Below are 17,143 nucleotides of genomic sequence, written 5' to 3' on the forward strand. Positions count from 1 at the left end.
CATGGCTGAAGTATCCGACCTGCCTGTTGAAGAGCTTTCGGAGGAGGGCGCACGCGCCGAGCTTGCAAATCTCGCGATGGAGATCGCCTATCACGACCAGCGCTATCACAGGCAGGACGACCCGGCGATATCCGACGCCGAATACGATTCGTTACGTAAGCGGAATGAGGCAATAGAGACGCGGTTTCCGGCGCTTGTTCGCGCCGATAGCCCGTCCAGGCGGGTAGGCGCACAGGTGCGTGCCAGCAAGTTTGAAAAAGTCACACACTCACGGCCAATGTTGTCGCTGGAGAATGCGTTCAATGATGATGATGTCAGTGAATTTGTAGCGCGGGTCAGGCGTTTCCTCGGCCTTGGCGTGGACGCGCCGCTGCACTTAACGGCGGAGCCGAAAATTGACGGTCTCTCGCTTGCCCTGCGTTATGAAGCAGGCAAGTTGATGCAGGCCGCGACGCGGGGTGATGGTGCGGTGGGTGAAAACGTCACCGCCAACGCCCGCACTGTCGCGGATATCCCCAACCAGCTAAAGGGCGATGGCTGGCCCGATGTTCTTGAGGTGCGCGGTGAAATATATATGGGCAAAGCGGATTTCCTTGCGCTCAATGAGGCACAGGAAGCGAAGGGAGGCAAGGTTTTTGCGAACCCCCGGAATGCTGCAGCGGGTAGCCTGAGGCAGCTTGACAGCAGTATCACGGCCTCCCGTCCGCTCAAGTTTTTTGCCTACGCCTGGGGGGAGGTCAGCCAGATGCCGGCCGACACCCAGATGGGCATGATTGAGCGCTTCAAGGCCTGGGGCTTTGAGGTGAACCCCTTCATGGTCCGCTGTGACGGGGCGACGGGTGCGATCGAACGTTACCATTTGATTGAAGAAGAACGCCCCACGCTTGATTACGACATAGATGGGGTGGTCTATAAAGTTGACCGGCTTGACCTGCAGGACCGCCTTGGCATGGTCGCCAGGGCGCCGCGCTGGGCCATCGCTCACAAATTCCCGGCTGAGAAAGCCACGACGATCCTGCGAGATATTGATATTCAGGTTGGCCGTACAGGCGCGCTGACGCCCGTTGCGAAGCTTGAGCCCGTAACCGTGGGCGGCGTCGTGGTATCCAATGCCACGCTGCACAACAGGGATGAAATCGCGCGGCTAGACGCCCGTATTGGCGATACGGTCATCATCCAGCGCGCGGGTGACGTGATTCCGCAAGTGGTTGAAGTGGTGACAGAAAAACGTCCGGCGCAGGCGGTACCTTTTGAATTTCCTGAAGAATGCCCGGTTTGTGGTTCGCAGGCGGTGGCGGAAGGCGATGATGTGGTTGTCCGTTGTACGGGCGGGCTCATTTGTTCCGCGCAACTGACCGAACGGTTGCGACATTTTGTCAGCCGCAACGCGTTTGATATTGAAGGTTTGGGCGCCAAACAGATTGAAGCCTTTGTCGACTGGGGCTGGGTGAAAGAACCCGGCGATATATTTGAACTTTCCGTCAAGATAGATGAGCTGAAGCAAAAAGACGGTTGGGGCGACAAATCGGTCGATAACCTGATGGCCGCGATTGAAGAGCGCCGGACGATAGACTTTCATCGTTTTCTGTTTGGCCTTGGTATCCCCTCCATCGGGCAGGAAACGGCCAAGCTGTTGAGCCGGCACTTCGGTGACGTGGCCGCGCTCAGGGCTTATCTGGCTCAGGCTCTTGAGCTTGTGCAAAGTCTGGAGAAGCAGTTAGGCCCGCAGGATATCTCCTCGCTCAATTATGTACTGATGAAGTTTGGCACATTGAAGACCTTCGAAGATGCGCTGCGGCCCGGCGATTTGCTGGCCGACCCAAACGCCTATGTCAAGTTGGTCGCTGAACGCTTGGAGCGCATCAAAAATGGCAGCCTGAAGGGTGACAATATCAAGCTGGCACATCTTGAGACGGTTGCGGCCTTCCTTGAGGACAAAGACTTTCACTTCCCGGCGGAGACAGCGATGGCGCTTTATACCCATAATCAGGAACTGGCCAATATCGATGGCATCGGCGTCGACGCAATCCTGAATATCGAGGACTTTTACGCAGAACCGCAGAACCGTAGTGCGTTTGAACGGCTTGTTGGCGAATTGAGCATTAACGCCGCCACCGCGCAGGCGAGCGATAGCCCGGTATCGGGCCTTACGGTAGTATTCACCGGCAGCCTTGAGAAAATGACACGCAACGAAGCCAAGGCGAAAGCCGAGTCTCTCGGCGCCAAGGTTGCGGGCTCGGTTTCAAAGAAGACCGATATTGTGGTGGCAGGCCCCGGAGCCGGCTCCAAGCTCAAAAAGGCGAACGACCTTGGTGTGCGCACCATGGATGAGGATGAGTGGCTGGCCTATATTGGTGGTTAAGCCACTGTTCTCTCTTGTGGGGGATAGACCGCTTCGCTAGGCTGGAGCTTTCAATTCAAGGGAAGACTATTCATGCCGCTCAAGATGCTTCAGGTTGCTGCGCCTGTCTCGGTGGAAGCCAACATCCGCAAAATTGCCTCAGGCCATGAGTGTGTGATTTCCTACCACAAAGGCGTGCTGCTTGATGATGATCATGCGCTCTTTTTCCTTCTGACCAAATCGGGTGACAGGCAGCAGGTGATCGATGCCTTACAACAGCTTTTGGGTACCTCAAGCCGGGCCCGAATTACCATACTGCCGGTTGAGACGACCTTGCCGCATGTGGAAATGGGTGGGTCAACCGACACGCGGGAGGAACTTTATTACAAGATGGGGCAGGGCGCGCGACTTGACCTCAACTATCTGATACTGACATTCCTTTCCACCATCGTGGCGCTGATCGGCCTGATGCAGAATAATGTGGCCGTGGTGATCGGCGCGATGGTGATCGCCCCGCTTCTCGGCCCTAATCTGGCTTTTGCCTTTGGGACAAGCCTTGGCGACAAGGAGATGATGACCCAGGCATTTATGACGGCGATCGGGGGTATTTCTCTTGCTGTATTTGTGTCCGCTGTTATCGGTTTCTCGTGGCATGAACTGCCAGACAGTCATGAACTGATGAGCCGCACTGAGGTTGACCTGAGCGGGATTGCGCTGGCGGCTGCTTCGGGTGTGGCTGGCGTGCTTTCCCTGACATCAGGGCTTTCGATGACGCTGGTTGGTGTGATGGTGGCCGTTGCGCTATTGCCGCCTGCTGCTACGTTTGGCTTTATGCTGGGGCGGGGGGAGTACCTTTTGGCCTATGGTGCGCTGTTGTTGCTCGTGGTCAACGTGGTGTGCGTGAATCTCTCCGGCCTTCTGGTTTTTCTGGCAAAAGGTATCAAGCCACGCCTGTGGTTCGAGCGGCGCATGGCGACCCCCTATGTGCTGGGGGGCATTGCGGTCTGGGCTGTGTTGTTGATCATGTTGATTTTCGTGATCGATCTGCGCTCATTATCCTGACAAGAAATTCACTTATTTCTTCGAACTGTCACGAACCAGCCTAAATATTACCTTTATATGACTTGCGTCAACCGGGACGCTTTTATGGCAAAGCTATGCGAATAACGCATAGCTAATCTGCGTTATTAATAGCTTCTTAATCATATCGCACAGGCGTATCTACCCCTTGCCGACAGGGGTTGGCGCAAAAAAATAATACAGCGAGACTGGTGAAGGAGAATACCGATGGCGAACACAGTAAAAGAATTTGAAACGGTTGATGCATTCAGCTTTATGGGTCTGATGGCCGCCAACGGCCAAGTGCCGGGCGCCGTATGTGGCTCCAAAGAAAAAGGGTTTTTCTTTGCATCTGCGGAAGAAGCTGCGATTGAACTTGCGCTCGACCTTACAGCCAAAGGCGACTTTTTCACCCTAATGACTGCTAACGGCATGATGCGCGCTGCGCCCAAGCGCAAGCCCGCACAGTTCAAAATTACCCGCCCACGCAGCCTTGGCGGCGGTTTTGGCGGCATGGGTGGCGGCACTTTTGGTGGCGGCGCGCTCGCGCACTAAGAATTGTCCATGTGGGCAGTCATTCCCGTTGACGCGCCCATACACTCCGAGCCTCATATGAGGTTCATGGCTTGCGCAATGTAAGCGCGAGCCACTCCCCTTTCTCTACTCTGCCCAGAGATACTAGTCCTCGAGCCTTATAGGCTTCGAGGACTTCTTTTTTCTGGGTTCCGAGAAGCCCGGAAAGAACAAGCGTTGCTTTATCTGCAAGCGCCGCAGTGATGTCGCCGGACAGTTCAATCAGGGGACCAGCCAGAATGTTGGCCATGATCAGGTCAAACGGTTTCTCGCCTGTGAAGGCCGGGTCGTCCAGCCCATCTGCGGCCAATGTTGCGATACCTGCCCTGTTTTCACCCATCTCGCGGGCGACACCCCCGTTGATCCCGATATTGTCATCGGTGACGTGAACTGCGATGGGGTCAATGTCGCTGGCGACCACTTTGGCTTCCGGCCAGACTTTGTGTGCACCCAGCGCCAGCACGCCGGAACCTGTGCCGAGGTCAAGCACCGTAGCCGGGATGATCTCGCTCGCGAGTGCATCAAGCACTTCAAGGCAGGCCGCGGTGGTTTCATGCTTGCCTGTGCCAAATGCCTGACCCGCGTCGATCTGCAGGTTAACTGCTCCGGCGCGGGCTTTATTCTTGTCATGCGCGCCGAAAACATAGAAGCGACCTGCTTCCACCGGAGAGAGCAGCTTCTGGCTTTCGCTGACCCAGTCTTTGTTTTCCACCGGACTGAACTCATGCACCCAGTCTTCGAGTGAGCCACGTTTCAGTATCTCGCCGACAAAGGCATCTTCCGGTTTTTCGGCGAAAAAGACTTCAACCACCCAGTCCGCATCCGGTGCCTGCTCAAAGTAGGACAGTGTGGGCGGAAACTCACCACGCTCATCACCCATGGTTTCAAGCAGGATTTCAAGCTCTTGCGCGCGCTCAAGCGGCAGTTCGCCTTTCAGGCACCAGATATTTGTCATGGATAGCTCCTAAGCGCGCATCAGGCGCGTGTCACAAAAGTGTCGACCACTCGTTTGCTGCCAGCTTTGTCAAACGCGACGAGCAACTTGTTGCCCTCTACGTCTTCGACAATACCGTAGCCAAATTTATCGTGGAACACGCGCTCACCGATCGCGATGTCGCTGAGTTTCGGCTCGGCAGGCTTTTTCTTTTTCGGGCGTGATGGCGTCACGTCAATGGTTCGTCCGTAACCACTTTGCTGTTTTTGACGCCAGCTTTGTGCGCGCTGCCAGCCCGGGCCGTATTTGTCGCCGCCCGAGGTGTAATATCCGTTATTATCGTCCGTGCCGTAGCTTTGATAGTCTTCACCCCAGCCGCTGCGTTGGCTACGACCTCCATAAAGGCCTTGGGCGGTTTCCATCTCGATGTGGTCGCCGGGCAGTTCTTCAATAAACCGGCTGGGCAGGCTCGATTGCCACTGACCGAAGACCTGCCGGTTGCCAGCAAAATATATATAGGCTTTGCGCTTGGCTCGGGTGATACCCACATAGCCAAGGCGGCGTTCTTCCTCAAGCCCGCGCACACCGGTTTCATCGAGCGCGCGTTGGTTCGGGAACAGGCCTTCTTCCCAGCCGGGCAGGAAAACGGTATCAAACTCCAGCCCCTTGGCGGCATGGAGGGTCATCAGCGTCACCTTCTCAAGGGTTGTGTTGTTGTCATTTTCCATGACAAGCGCGATATGTTCCAGAAAACCACCAAGATTTTCAAACTCACCCATGCCGGAAACCATCTCTTTGATGTTCTCCAGCCTGCCAGGCGCGTCGGGCGATTTATCGTTTTGCCACATCTCCATATAGCCTGATTCCTCAAGCAACATCTCAGCGACTTCCACATGGCTGTGCGTATGCAACAGGCCGCGCCAGCGGTCAAAATCATCCATCAGGTTGGTGATGGATTTGCGCGCCTGCGGCCTGAGCATATCAAGCCCGGTGATCTGTCGTGCGGCACGCGTCATGGAGATGCCGTGCGACCGTGCCAGATGGTGCACATTCTGCACAGCTGTTGTGCCAAGACCACGCTTGGGCACATTGATGATGCGCTCGAAAGCGAGGTCATCATCTGGTTGTGCGATCACCCGCAGATAGGCCAGCACGTCACGAATTTCTGCGCGCTCGTAAAAACGCGGGCCGCCCACCACGCGGTACGGCAGGCCAAGGGTGATCATGCGCTCCTCAAACTCGCGCATCTGGAAGCCGGTGCGCACAAGGATGGCAATTTCGCTCAGTTGGTGGCCTTTGTGCTGCAGGCTCTCGATTTCTTCACCGATGGCGCGGGCCTCCTCCGGCCCATCCCACACGCCGCGCACGTCCAGCTTCTCGCCGTCATCGCTCTCGGTCCACAAGGTTTTGCCAAGACGGTCCTCGTTGGTGGCGATCAGCGCGGCGGCCGCCGCAAGAATATGTCCGGTAGAGCGGTAATTCTGCTCCAGTTTGACGATCTTGGCGCCCGGGAAGTCGGTAGAAAATTTGAGGATATTGCCAACCTCAGCCCCGCGCCAACCGTAGATGGACTGGTCATCGTCGCCCACGCAGCAGATGTTCTTCGACGCCTGCGCCAGCAGCCTGAGCCACAGATATTGCGCGACGTTGGTATCCTGATACTCGTCGACCAGGATATAGCGAAACTGGTTATGGTATTCGCGCAGCACATCCGGGTTATTCTGAAACAGCATAATGACATGCATCAGCAGGTCGCCAAAGTCGCAGGCGTTCAATACCCGTAACCGTTCCTGATAGTGCTCATAAAGCGTGCTGCCAAGGCCATTGGCAAAGGCAAAAGCCTCGCCTTGCGGGACTTTTGCGGGCATCAGGGCACGGTTTTTCCAGCGGTCTATAAGGCCCGCGAGCGCGCGGGCGGGCCAGCGTTTCTCGTCAATATTTTCGGCCTGAATCAATTGCTTCAGCAGCCTGATCTGGTCGTCAGTATCCAGAATGGTGAAGTTGGACTTGAGACCAACAAGTTCGGCATGCTTGCGTAAGATACGGACGCACACAGAGTGAAAAGTACCGATCCACATTCCTTCAACCGGGCGGCCAAGCACACGGGCAACACGTTCCTGCATTTCCTTGGCGGCCTTGTTGGTGAAGGTTACTGCGAGGATGTTCCAGGGGGCTGCATGGCCCATCGCCATAAGATGGCCAAGGCGCGTGGTGAGTACGCGGGTTTTACCAGTGCCGGCACCTGCGAGCACAAGTACAGGCCCTTCGGTGGCCAGTACTGCGTCCCGCTGCGGGGCATTCAGCCCGTTCAGGTATGGCGGCGGTGCGTCTGCCGCGGGCAGGGGGTGCGGAGGCAGGTCTTCACCAAGGTCATCAAGGTCAAAAGGATCACTCATCATTGGGTGTCTATAGCACCCCTGTGGCGGTGCGCAAAGCGCGGGATTGCGGTTTGATGTAAAACTTTTGTTCCCGGCTTGTTCACGTCAGCGGTGGCGGCCGATTTCCATGTCGCCACCCTGGCTTTCGAGAAGGGCGCGGTTATATTCCTTCATGACGTCGCGGTGGCGGATAAGGCCAACCACAATGCCCTTTTGCTCAGATGAGACAACAGGAAGAATGTCTTCACCACTGACTTCAAGTTTTTGCAGGGCGACCTGAAGTGGCTGGTTGGCTTTCACAAGTTGTGGCGCATCGCGCATATATTCTGAGACAGTGTGGTGAAGGGCGGTGTCGCCGTCGAATATCTCCGGGGGAAGTTGCCCGAAGCTGAGCACGCCAACCATTTTCCCTGTCTCGTCCGTCACCACCAGCATACCGCCGCCTTGCGTCACCAGAAGTTCACGGGCTTTAATAGCGAGTTCATTGTCGCGCACGGTGAAAAAGTCGCGGGTCATATGATGCATGACCTGAGCGGATTTAAGCAGGTAGGTGGCGCGGCCGCCTTCAAGCCGGACCCCCCTGTTTGCGAGTTGCATATGAAAGAAAGAGCGTTCGTAAAAAGCGTTGGTGACCATGCTTGAAATTGCTGATGCAATCATCACCGCGATCGTGACGTTATAGTCACCGGTGATTTCAAACACGATCAGCATGGTGGAAATGGGGGCGCCCAATACAGCGGAAGCCACGGCCCCCATGCCGACAACAGCATAGAGCCCCGGTGTGGAGGCGAGGCCGGGGAACACCGCACCTGCCGCGATGCCGAAGGCGCCGCCAATCATGGCGCCCAGGAACAGCGAAGGTGAAAACACCCCGCCGCCAAAGCGCCCACCATAGGAAATGACGGTGGCGGCCATCTTTGCAACCACAAGCGACATCAGAAGTTCAAAGCCATATTCACCGTTCAGCGCCTTGCTCGTCGCCTCATAGCCTACACTGAGGATTTCAGGGAAATAGAGCGCAATCAGGCCGACAAATAGCCCGGCGATGGCTGGCTGCAGCCAGTAGGGAATGCGCCCAAGGTGAACGCGGATCTGGTCAGCCCAGTTCATACCGGACATGAAGATCACCGCCGTAAGCGCCGAGACAATGCCAAGAATAAAAAAGGCCGGAAATTCCCAGAAGCTGGTGATGAAATATTCCGCCGTTTCAAACGCGGGGAAGTTGCCCAAATGCGCGCGGCTGACGAGCGTACCCGCGATCGCGGCAATGACAACGGGGGCGAAGGCGTGCAGGGCATAGTGCCCGATGATAACTTCAAGCGCGAAGAAAACCCCCGCAATCGGCGCGTTAAACGACGCTGCGACAGCGGAGGCCACACCGCAGCCAAGCAGTGTGCGGGCGACAGCGGGGCTGAGGTGCAGCACGCGTGTAACCCACGCAGCCAGAGTCGCACCAAGGTGCACGACCGGCCCCTCCCGCCCCATCGATGCGCCTGAACCGAGCGAAATGATTGTTGTGCCTGCGCTGAGGAGGCCCTCGCGTAGGCTGAGGCGGCTTTCATTGAGGGCTGCAGCTTCAATAACATGTGGCACGCCGCGTGTCTGGTGGTTGGGCAGGAAACGCAGGAGCTGGCCCACAACCAGCCCGCCAACAATGGGAATAGCCATCAGGTGATACCAGGGCAGGGCTGCAGCTCCAGTGGCCAGTGCCTCTTCGTCCGGGCCAAACGCAAATTGCAGCAGTTCACCAATGCCCAGGTAAAAGCCGATCGCGGCATAACCCGCAATAACGCCGGTGATGGCGGCGATTACTGTAATGGCGCCAAATTCGTAGCCACCGGAGCTGAACAGCGAGGCCCGTATGCGGCGGCGAAATTTGGACAGAAGTCTTTTATTTTTTCGGCTTGTCATGCCGGATTTTGCCCCCATCCAGCATGAGTAATGGCACCGTAAAACAAATATTTCAGCATAGGCTATGTTGACCGGATCAGAATTTGATTTTGCACCTTAGTGTGGGATTGCCAAAAGGTTAAGGAAATTCGCCGCACGGCTGCCGCATTGATGTGGTGTTATTTTCACGCTTGCTTGCAATCCTGTGCTCAAATGCGCACTCTTTGCCCGATCGCAGGCCGAACACAGGGCCAAACGGAGGGCCAAACGGAGGGCCAAACGGAGGGGACGAATGAAAACCGGAAAGCTGGGACGTATCTTGTTATGGGTGGTGGGGTCGCTTGTAGCTCTTGTCGTATTGGCATCCATTATCCTCAGTTTCCTCGATTGGAACCAGTATCGCGGCAAACTTGCTGAACTGGTTTCTTCCCGGCTGGGTATGCGGGTTGAGCTCGCTGGCGACATTCGTCTGGGCATCCTGCCTCGACCGTCAATGTCTGCCGAATCGGTGCGTTTGTTGCCTGCGCAGGAAGGCGCAGTAGAACCGGTCGCGACAGCAGAGCTGATTGAAGCCAGCCTTGGCCTTGGCGCGCTTATCAAGGGCGAGCTTGAGGTTCAGCATTTGGGCCTGCGCGGTATCGCGGTGACGCTTGAAGAGCGTCCGGACGGCAGCATAAACCTGCGTGGTTGGCCGGAGAGCGACGAGCAGGCTGAAAAGGAGAGCGCGCCAATCCAGATGGACCGCCTGTCCCTCTCCAACAGTGCAGTCACAATTCTATTCGCCGATGGCACTACCCGAAAGATCGACGGTTTAAATCTTGAGCTTTCAGGAACTTTACCGACCGGGCCACTTGAATGGGAAGGCGGCTTCTCTACAGGGGGTGAACGTGTTTCAACCACCGGTAAGGTTCGCCCCTCCACAGAAGGTGAAATTATGTCGGTGAAGGCAGATGTGGGGGTGCGCGGCGGCAGCGCGGAGGTTTCAGGCCGCCTGGAAGATGGTGGCTTCACCGGGCGCGTACAATTGCGCGGGGCGGAGCTTGATACCTTTGTTTCAGCCTTGCAGGGCCTTGCTTCTGGTGAGGCAGTAACCCTGCCCGTGCCGCGACAGGCCTTTGCCCTGGATGTACAGGTGGACCGTACCTCTGGCGTGACAAAAGCAATTTCGCGTACCCTGCAGGTGGGTGAAACGCATGGTCGGCTGGACCTGACCCTCGCGCCGCGCGATGGAAAAACGCATGTCGGCGGTACATTTTCTCTGGGGATTGTTGATCTGGCGCCGTGGTTGAAGGCAATGGAGAGCCCGTCTGACGCTGCTCCAAAAGCCGCCCAGAATATCGGCCAGAAAACCACACCGTCTGCAGAAAAAACGGAGTTGGGCGACCTGCCGGTGTTTGGCACGGTGGATGTAACAATTGAAGGTATCCAAACCCAAGGCGACATTATTCAGCAGGTTGATTTCTCGGTCGGTGTGAACAATAGCGGCCCGTTCCTCAGCGACTTGCAGGCTTTGCTGCCGGGGGCAACCAATCTCGCATTCGTTGGTCGCGTGAGCATGAACAAGACGGGTAAGGGGAAGCTGACAGTCTCGTCCGGCAACCTGCCTGATCTCCTGCGCTGGGCAGGATATGACCCCGCCGGGCAGTTGCCTGCAGGCCGGCTTGCGACAGCTGATCTGGACGCTGCCATTGTGTTGAGCGATGCTGGCTGGGCGATCACCGGCATCAAAAGCAGGCTTGATACGACAAATATTTCCGGTGAGGCCCGTGGCGACTATAGCGAAGTGTGGCCCGCGACGGTGCAAATAATAGCGGATAATATCAATCTTGATGCCTATCTGCCGGAAAGTAAACCTGCTGAGCCGGTGAGCCTGCCTGAGCCCTCAATCCTTGAAAGTTTTGCGGCACGCCCAACCATCGTGACATTGCAGGCCGGTGCGCTGCAATGGTCCGGGCAATCCTTCCAGGATGCCCGCGCGGGCCTGACTTTGTCTCGCTCGGGGATTGAGCTGACAAGTCTTGACCTGAAAAACCGCACGGGCACGTTGCAGGCAACGTCAAAGCTCAAGGTGGTTTCTGCGGCATGGGAAATGGATACAGAGGCCTCCGTCACATCATGGTCCTTCCCGTTTGTGAACGCAGTGATTCCAGACGCACAAAGCTATCTACGTGCCGCGCAGCTTAATGGGCTGAATGCCAATCTGCGGGCGCAAGGCCCCTTGTCCAAACTTTATGTCACCGCGACGGCAGAAAAGGGCAACGCTAAAAAGCTGACCTTGAATGGTACGGTATCCTATGCATCGGACAAACCGCTTGGCTATGACATGCGTGGCACCCTGAAGCATAATGACCTCTCGCCCATTGCGGCACTCACTGGTTTTGACGTTAAGGGCGCGTCACCTGCCGATCTTAATTTCAGCGTTGCTCAAGCACCGGGCAGTGCCATGACCATGGAGGCCAACGGTGGCCTCGCGGGCGGGCAAATGCTCGCCAAGGGCAGGCAGGAGGAAGTTAAAAGCAACTGGCAGGTCAGCTATGATCACCCTACAGCCAAGACCGCAGCCACCAAGTTTCTGCCGATGCTGACGATGCCTGCGCCGAACGCGCCTCTGCGTATTGCCGCTAACGTCATACTTGCGGATGCAGCTTGGTCGGTCGAATCGTTGGATATCAGGAACGGCGATGCCCAACTCGCCGGGAACGTAGGGGCAGACAGCAAACAGCGCTTGTCCGGGAAACTGCGAGGCGCTGGGTTTGTGGTCGAAAACCTGACAGGCAACGCCAATAAAAGTGAACCTGTGCCTGACGCTGCAACAACGGAACCTTTTAAATTCGAACAATTGCGCGGCTATACGGGCCAGGTGGACCTGAACCTGGACGGCATTACCCTTGCGGGGCAACGGCTCGCGGCACCAAATGCGGCGGTTACAGCTGGTGACGATATGATCCGTATCGATCTGGGCTCTTCAGCCAAGTTGAACGGCAACCCAGCGACCTTCGCCGTTGACCTGATGCTGGACGGCATCCCGAAAATGAGTGGCAAGGTCAACCTTCAGGATTTTGATATTGCAGCCATGCTGTTGTCTGAAGGTTTTGGCAAAATCGCCAACGGCACAGCATCCTTCGTTCTGGATTTTCAGGCCACTGGCGAGACACCGGAGGCCATGGTGGCGGGCTTGCGTGGGCAGGGGCAGATCACCGGCAACGCCGGGGCGCTAAACTTCCTGAGTGTGCCATCGCTTGTGCAGCAGATATCGAAAGCGAATACACCGACGGCGTTTCTGTCCTCCATTGGCGGTTTTCTCAGGCAGGGCACAACAAATTACGCCAAGCTTGAAACCAAATTCACCTTGGATAGTGGCGTGGCACTTGTGGAGGCCTTTACCGCAGCAGGGCCATGGGGTGCCCTTGACCTTGATGGCCAGGTGAACTTCCCGCAAAGTCTTTTGGACCTTAAAGGTCAGCTCGATCTTACCAGCCCTGAAGACGCCCCGACTATCCCGGTGAAATATTCCGGTGCGCTTAATAATCCGTCTGCGAACTGGACGAGTCGCGCGCTGGAGAGTTTTGTGCTTGCGGGTATTGAACGCAAACTCAGGAGCAGCCTGTTCAAGGAGCAGGAAAGTCGTGAAGGCGAGGCCGGGCAGACCACTGAAAATCCGGCAGGAGCGGTGTTCGGCCGGGCATTCGGCTTCCTCAACAAGCTGAAGGAACAACAGGAAGAGCAGAAGCGCAAAGAAGAAGAGGCAAAGAAAAAAGCGCAGGAAGAAAAAGAGAAAAAGGACAACGGCACCTAGTTGCCGCTGTGTTCCCGTTCAAGCGTTTGCAGAACAAAGGCGCGGATGGCGCCTGAAAGAGAGCCATCGCGCGCTTCGTCAAGTTGCCGCACCAGTTCGTTCACAGAAAGACCGCGCACGTTGGCGATGCGTCTCAGGTGGCGCCAGAAACATACCTCCAGCGAGATGGAGGTGCGGTGGCCCGACAAAGTCACGGAGTGCTTTTCAAGCGTGGCATCTTTCAGATCATACATACGTGCATGTTGCACCGGTGGGCTGCGGCGTCAAGCCGCTTGACGGGGGTATGGTTCCAGAATAAGAACAAAAAAAGAACAAAAGATATTTCACGACGGGAGCTTGGGCGATGGCGCCGCTAAAAAATTATTTTAACCAGGATGTTATCAGGCAAACGGCCGCGATTTTTGGGCGTGTTGACCCCGGCTTTGATGCGGTGCAGTTTACCGAAATTGCGGGGGCGGGTCTTGACGGACTTGAGCTCAAGGAGCGCGTTATACAGATCATGCATGCGCTGGACGCCACTTTGCCTGATGATTTCGACGCTTTTACAGAGTGTGTGCTTGCCAGCATGCACAAAAGCGAGGACCCGAGCGGCGAGGGACTCTCTTTCGATGGCAGCGGTTTAACGGGCTTTGCAGCCTGGCCGGTGACGGAACTCGTGAGCAAACGTGGGCTGGACGTGCCGGAGCGGGCGCTGCCCCTGTTGAAGGAAGTTACCAAGCGTTTCACGGCAGAATTTGCCATCCGCCCCTTTCTGGTGACGCATCGTGACTATACGCTTTCTGTTCTCAATGGCTGGGTTGAAGACCGAAGTCGCCATGTCCGGCGATTGGTGAGTGAGGGAACACGACCACGCCTGCCGTGGGGTATGCGGCTGCATGATTTTGTAGCAGACCCGCAGCCCATTCTGCCATTTCTTGAAGCGCTGCGCGATGACGGGGAAGATTATGTACGTCGGTCGGTGGCCAATAGCCTGAATGATGTCGCAAAAGATCATCCTGACCGTGTCGGTAAAATTGTGGCCAAATGGTTGCCGGGTGCGAACCCTGACCGCGAACGCCTGTTGCGGCACGCCTGCCGGACCTTGATCAAGGCGGGGCACAAGCCTACGCTTGATGCCTTCGGGTATGGCGCCATGGACGGATTGTCCTGCACGCTGGCGATCAAGACACCAACCGTTGCATACGGCCAATCGCTTGAGTTTGAAGTTGAATTAGACGGGGATGTCACGGGCAGGCCCTTGATGCTTGACTATGCTATCCATTTTGTCAAAGCCAATGGCGAGCGCACACCGAAAGTGTTCAAGTGGAAAGATGCCAAAGTCAATGGCAGGGGCTTGAGGGCTGCAAAGCGCCACGCGATCAAGCCAATTACCACCCGCCGCTATTATGGTGGAGAGCATCTTCTGGAGATTTGGGCCAATGGACGCTCGGTGGCAAGCGCGGCCTTTACCCTCGTGATTCCAGGTTAACCAGGCGTCTGAGCCACGGCTGGCATTAGCCAGTCTTTTCCGTTTGTCAGCAAATCTCACTTGAATAATGAATAGCTATATAGCAATTTAGCTATATGACTATTCATATAGATATTGAAATCGGGCTTAAAGCACTGGCCAGCGATAAACGGCTTTTGCTGCTAGAGCTTCTAAAGGACCCGGTGGGCAATTTCCCGCCCCAGGTTGATGGCGACCTCCTTGAGGATGGCGTGTGCGCCAACTGGCTGACCGAGCGTCTGGATGTAAGCCAGCCCACAGCGGCGCGCCATCTGAAGGTACTATCGGATGCAGGTTTCATTATACCAACCCGCAAAAAAGGCTGGGTTTTCTACCGCCGGGATGAGGCTGCCATTAACCGGTTTAAAACAGTGATACGCGAGGAAATCTGATATGGATAAAACCTATGAAAAGGACCTGCTTACCTCTGCGGGGTTGGCGCAGGACTATCTGGCGCATGTGCTGGATATGCCTGTATTCCCAAGTGCGCGGGCCCGCGCAGGCCTGAGCGCTTTTGATGAAGCCCTGCCTGAGTGCGGCAAGGATAGTACCGAGACACTCGAACTGTTGCACAGGGTTGGTGGCCCGGCGACAACGGCGACGACAGGTGCGCGCTATTTTGGTTTTGTCGTCGGCGGCACGCTTCCTGCGGCAGCTGCGGCGAACTGGCTCGCAACAGCGTGGGATCAAAGCCCGTCTTCGGAAATGAATTCCCCCGCTGCCGTGAAGGTGGAGACTGTCGCGAACCGCTGGCTGCTTGAGATCCTCGGCTTGCCTGCAAGCAGCGGTGTAGGTATGACAACCGGCGCGACCATGGCCAACTTCACGGGGCTTGCCGCGGCGCGGACAGCGCTGCTCTCCCGCAAGGGTTGGGACGTGGAGGTACAGGGCCTTTATGGTGCGCCAGAGATAAAGGTGGTTGTATCGGAGGAGGTGCATATCACCGTTGAGAAAGCCCTTTCCATGCTGGGTTTTGGCAAGGGCAGGGTGACCCGTGTGCGGACGGACGCCAATGGCGCCATGCTGCTTGACCATGTACCCAGTCTTGACGATATGACCATCGTATGCACACAGGCAGGCAATGTGAATTCGGGCGCGATTGACCCGATTGGTGCCATCGCTCGGAAGGCGGAGCACGCGGGCGCGTGGGTGCATGTGGACGGTGCCTTTGGCCTGTGGGGTAAGCTTCTGGAAGAACATTCAGCGCTGTTTGAAGGTATCGAGCAGGCGCATAGTTTTGCGACAGATGCGCACAAATGGCTCAATACGCCCTATGACTGTGGTGTGGTGATCTGTCATGATGCGCGCATGTTGCAGCAGGCGATGGCGACGGTTGCACCCTATTTCCGCGAAGATGGTGCCTACGCCCCTAAGGACATGGTGCCGGAATTTTCCCGCCGTGCGCGTGGTGTCGAGGTTTGGGCCGCACTCAGGACAATGGGTCGCGAAGGTGTTGCGGAGATAATAGCGCGGTGCTGTGCCAACGCCCGCCGTTTCGCCAATGGCCTTGAAGAGCTGGGTTTCAGCATTCTCAATGATGTCGTGCTAAATCAGCTCGTGGCGACAATTGGTACGCCTGAGGAACTGGCAGCCATCCGCGCCCATGTTGAAGCCTCGGGCGAGTGTTGGTTTGGCCCCACGGTCTGGAAAGGCAAACATGGCATCCGCATCAGTGTTTCAAGCTGGCGTACGATGGAAGCGGACATTGACCGCTCGTTGGCTGCGATTGCAGCGGCGAAACAGGCGGTGATAGGCGAGTAGTCTACCTGTAGCAATCTTGCACACAGCTTGCAGTATCCGCTATCGGGGATTTACGTGACGAGTTTCAGAGCGCGTTGCCCCGCATTTCGCCGACAATTCTCAGCAAGCGGATGAACATCAGCAGCTTTCAGTAGTTGGCCGCCAATTCCCCAGTTGCATTGCTGTACTTCCATGATGCCTACCCATAAGACAGGGCGCAGGGCTTGGCCTTCGACGCTGATCATTGCTTCTGTGACCTTCTCAACAAGTCTTTCTTCTGGGCTGGGGGTAAACACGCCTTTGATGATGTCTCTCGTTACACGAAGCATTTGCTTTCTTCGTCTTTTTGATTGCCGGTTATTGGGCTCGAGAGGGAAACTGCCATATGTCCCGGTGCGTGGGATAGTGCGGGAGACGAAGCAACTCGCTATAAAAAGAGGGGAAAACCACTACAGATTACGTAGTGAAGTGCATTATTCGATGTTTTCAGGTCGCCAGAAACAGATGCCGCGTTTGGCATAGTCAGCGCCGAGGCTTTTATAAAGCCTTATGGCATCTTCGTTGCCCGCGTTGACCTGCCACTTGACTGGAGCATTCATTTCCTTGCCCAGGATGCCGATGGCTTTGAGCAGTTTGGTGCCAACACCCAAGCCACGCGCCTCCACACGGACAAATAGGTCATCCAGTTCAATGATGGTTGCGCCGCTCCAGATATGAAAACGGTTAAGGTAGGTCGCGACACCAACTGGTTTGCCGTGAACTTCCGCCAGCAGGATATTAAAGGCAGGATTGTCGCCAAATGCCGCTTGGGTAAAGGCCGCTTCCGTAATCTGTAAATACGGAAGCGAGTTTTCATGCTTTGCCAGCGCATGCACCAGTTCATAAGCGACGGCTGCATCTTCCCTCGTTGCTGTCCGTACGCTTACAGTCATGGCATGCCCCTGAC

At 56.2% G+C, this 17,143-nt stretch carries 13 protein-coding genes; 7 read left to right on the top strand and 6 right to left on the bottom strand.

Features of this window, described 5'->3' with window-relative positions:
* The first annotated feature begins 1 nt into the window (after window position 1).
* From ligA to OEU85_RS08940, 3 genes are all read left to right on the top strand, one after another.
* Window positions 2-2,362 (top strand): NAD-dependent DNA ligase LigA, encoded by a 2,361-nt coding sequence (ligA, locus tag OEU85_RS08930; protein ID WP_262691132.1) that lies wholly within the window; start codon window positions 2-4, stop codon window positions 2,360-2,362.
* Window positions 2,363-2,434: 72 nt separating this feature from the next.
* The gene (locus OEU85_RS08935) at window positions 2,435-3,403 is read left to right on the top strand and encodes a TIGR00341 family protein (RefSeq protein ID WP_262691133.1); all 969 of its coding nucleotides are present in this window, start codon (window positions 2,435-2,437) and stop codon (window positions 3,401-3,403) included.
* A gap of 225 nt (window positions 3,404-3,628) precedes the next feature.
* The gene (locus OEU85_RS08940) at window positions 3,629-3,955 is read left to right on the top strand and encodes a hypothetical protein (RefSeq protein WP_262691134.1); all 327 of its coding nucleotides are present in this window, start codon (window positions 3,629-3,631) and stop codon (window positions 3,953-3,955) included.
* Between the two features lie 64 nt (window positions 3,956-4,019).
* Here OEU85_RS08940 and OEU85_RS08945 read toward each other — a convergent pair whose 3' ends face one another.
* The 3 genes from OEU85_RS08945 to OEU85_RS08955 form a co-directional block, all read right to left on the bottom strand.
* Complete coding sequence (locus OEU85_RS08945) at window positions 4,020-4,928, bottom strand: 50S ribosomal protein L11 methyltransferase (protein WP_262691135.1); 909 nt, start codon at window positions 4,926-4,928, stop codon at window positions 4,020-4,022.
* 20 nt (window positions 4,929-4,948) lie between these two features.
* On the bottom strand, window positions 4,949-7,303 hold the full coding sequence (locus tag OEU85_RS08950; RefSeq protein WP_394805406.1) for an ATP-dependent helicase: 2,355 nt from the start codon (window positions 7,301-7,303) through the stop codon (window positions 4,949-4,951).
* 87 nt (window positions 7,304-7,390) lie between these two features.
* On the bottom strand, window positions 7,391-9,196 hold the full coding sequence (locus tag OEU85_RS08955; RefSeq protein ID WP_262691137.1) for a chloride channel protein: 1,806 nt from the start codon (window positions 9,194-9,196) through the stop codon (window positions 7,391-7,393).
* 271 nt (window positions 9,197-9,467) lie between these two features.
* On the opposite strand from OEU85_RS08955, the gene OEU85_RS08960 reads away from it, so the two are divergent.
* Window positions 9,468-12,971 carry an AsmA family protein gene (locus OEU85_RS08960; protein WP_262691138.1) on the top strand — a complete coding sequence of 1,168 codons (3,504 nt, stop codon included), beginning with the start codon at window positions 9,468-9,470 and terminating at the stop codon, window positions 12,969-12,971.
* Here the strand turns inward: OEU85_RS08960 and OEU85_RS08965 are convergent.
* Window positions 12,968-13,204 carry a ribbon-helix-helix domain-containing protein gene (locus tag OEU85_RS08965; protein WP_262691139.1) on the bottom strand — a complete coding sequence of 79 codons (237 nt, stop codon included), beginning with the start codon at window positions 13,202-13,204 and terminating at the stop codon, window positions 12,968-12,970. The genes OEU85_RS08960 and OEU85_RS08965 overlap by 4 nt on opposite strands.
* A gap of 110 nt (window positions 13,205-13,314) precedes the next feature.
* Between OEU85_RS08965 and OEU85_RS08970 the strand changes: the two genes are divergently transcribed.
* The 3 genes from OEU85_RS08970 (at window position 13,315) to OEU85_RS08980 (ending at window position 16,218) form a co-directional block, all read left to right on the top strand.
* Complete coding sequence (locus OEU85_RS08970) at window positions 13,315-14,439, top strand: DNA alkylation repair protein (protein WP_262691140.1); 1,125 nt, start codon at window positions 13,315-13,317, stop codon at window positions 14,437-14,439.
* Window positions 14,440-14,534: 95 nt separating this feature from the next.
* Window positions 14,535-14,849: an ArsR/SmtB family transcription factor gene (locus OEU85_RS08975; protein WP_262691141.1), complete on the top strand. Its 315-nt coding sequence runs from the start codon at window positions 14,535-14,537 to the stop codon at window positions 14,847-14,849.
* Between the two features lies 1 nt (window position 14,850).
* Window positions 14,851-16,218: a pyridoxal phosphate-dependent decarboxylase family protein gene (locus tag OEU85_RS08980; RefSeq protein WP_262691142.1), complete on the top strand. Its 1,368-nt coding sequence runs from the start codon at window positions 14,851-14,853 to the stop codon at window positions 16,216-16,218.
* A 50-nt stretch (window positions 16,219-16,268) separates the two neighbouring features.
* Here the strand turns inward: OEU85_RS08980 and OEU85_RS08985 are convergent, their stop codons facing one another.
* Window positions 16,269-16,526 carry a tautomerase family protein gene (locus OEU85_RS08985; protein WP_262691143.1) on the bottom strand — a complete coding sequence of 86 codons (258 nt, stop codon included), beginning with the start codon at window positions 16,524-16,526 and terminating at the stop codon, window positions 16,269-16,271.
* A gap of 144 nt (window positions 16,527-16,670) precedes the next feature.
* Complete coding sequence (locus tag OEU85_RS08990) at window positions 16,671-17,129, bottom strand: GNAT family N-acetyltransferase (RefSeq protein WP_262691144.1); 459 nt, start codon at window positions 17,127-17,129, stop codon at window positions 16,671-16,673.
* Window positions 17,130-17,143: the final 14 nt, after the last annotated feature.

Origin of the sequence: Kordiimonas aestuarii (assembly GCF_025574465.1) — a bacterium.
In the GTDB taxonomy this organism is placed as follows: Bacteria; Pseudomonadota; Alphaproteobacteria; order Sphingomonadales; family Kordiimonadaceae; genus Kordiimonas; species Kordiimonas aestuarii.

Excerpts from the sequence above, each read along its gene's own strand:
- OEU85_RS08970 (WP_262691140.1), top strand. The coding sequence starts at position 13,315 with ATGGCGCCGCTAAAAAATTATTTTAACCAGGATGTTATCAGGCAAACG.
- OEU85_RS08980 (WP_262691142.1), top strand. The coding sequence starts at position 14,851 with ATGGATAAAACCTATGAAAAGGACCTGCTTACCTCTGCGGGGTTGGCG.
- OEU85_RS08985 (WP_262691143.1), bottom strand. The coding sequence starts at position 16,526 with ATGCTTCGTGTAACGAGAGACATCATCAAAGGCGTGTTTACCCCCAGC.
- OEU85_RS08965 (WP_262691139.1), bottom strand. The coding sequence starts at position 13,204 with ATGTATGATCTGAAAGATGCCACGCTTGAAAAGCACTCCGTGACTTTG.
- OEU85_RS08955 (WP_262691137.1), bottom strand. The coding sequence starts at position 9,196 with ATGACAAGCCGAAAAAATAAAAGACTTCTGTCCAAATTTCGCCGCCGC.
- OEU85_RS08975 (WP_262691141.1), top strand. The coding sequence starts at position 14,535 with ATGACTATTCATATAGATATTGAAATCGGGCTTAAAGCACTGGCCAGC.
- OEU85_RS08960 (WP_262691138.1), top strand. The coding sequence starts at position 9,468 with ATGAAAACCGGAAAGCTGGGACGTATCTTGTTATGGGTGGTGGGGTCG.
- OEU85_RS08935 (WP_262691133.1), top strand. The coding sequence starts at position 2,435 with ATGCCGCTCAAGATGCTTCAGGTTGCTGCGCCTGTCTCGGTGGAAGCC.
- ligA (WP_262691132.1), top strand. The coding sequence starts at position 2 with ATGGCTGAAGTATCCGACCTGCCTGTTGAAGAGCTTTCGGAGGAGGGC.
- OEU85_RS08950 (WP_394805406.1), bottom strand. The coding sequence starts at position 7,303 with ATGAGTGATCCTTTTGACCTTGATGACCTTGGTGAAGACCTGCCTCCG.
- OEU85_RS08940 (WP_262691134.1), top strand. The coding sequence starts at position 3,629 with ATGGCGAACACAGTAAAAGAATTTGAAACGGTTGATGCATTCAGCTTT.
- OEU85_RS08945 (WP_262691135.1), bottom strand. The coding sequence starts at position 4,928 with ATGACAAATATCTGGTGCCTGAAAGGCGAACTGCCGCTTGAGCGCGCG.
- OEU85_RS08990 (WP_262691144.1), bottom strand. The coding sequence starts at position 17,129 with ATGACTGTAAGCGTACGGACAGCAACGAGGGAAGATGCAGCCGTCGCT.